This is a genomic window from Streptomyces tendae, from assembly GCF_014650435.1.
GTDB lineage: Bacteria > Actinomycetota > Actinomycetes > Streptomycetales > Streptomycetaceae > Streptomyces > Streptomyces tendae.
Genome location: NZ_BMUY01000101.1, coordinates 1 through 606, shown reverse-complemented (window position 1 = coordinate 606; position 606 = coordinate 1). Strand labels below are relative to the sequence as shown.

Sequence of the window (606 nt, the reverse complement as noted above, 5' to 3'; positions counted from 1 at the left end):
TGCAGTACTCAACCGTCTTGCGAATCTCGGGCACGTTGGACAGGTCAAGCTGCGGGTCGATGCCTTGGGTGAGCCAGTTGAGGCCCAGCGTGACCAAGTCGACGTTGCCGGTACGCTCGCCGTTGCCCAGCAGGCAGCCTTCCACGCGGTCGGCGCCGGCCAGCACGGCCAGCTCGGTGGCGGCCACGCCCATGCCTTCGTCGTTGTGCGGGTGGAGGGAGAGCACCACGGAATCGCGGTCGTCGAGGTGGGTGGAGACGTACTCCACTTCGTCGGCGAACACGTTCGGCGTGGTCATTTCCACGGTGGCGGGCAGATTGATGATCATCGGATGCTCGGGAGTCGGCTTGATGACGCCGATCACGGCGTTGCACACCTCAACGGCGTACTCCGGCTCGGTTCCGGTGAAGGATTCCGGCGAGTACTCGTAGTACAGGTCGATGCCCTTGGCCTCGTTCTCGAGGTCCTTGCACAGTTCGGCGGCGTCGGTGGCGAGCTTCTTGATCTCCTCCTTGTTCTTGCGGAACACGACCTCGCGCTGCAACACAGACACGGAGTTGTAGAAGTGCACGATGGCGCGCTTGGCACCCTTGAGCGCCTCGTAAG

The 606-nt window shown here is 63.2% G+C and carries 1 protein-coding gene; it reads right to left on the bottom strand.

Annotation, left to right across the window (positions count from 1 at the left end; translation table 11 throughout):
- On the bottom strand, positions 1 to 606 hold a 606-nt coding region (locus tag IE258_RS40825; RefSeq protein ID WP_506417443.1), incomplete at both ends, for a hydroxymethylglutaryl-CoA lyase-like TIM-barrel protein.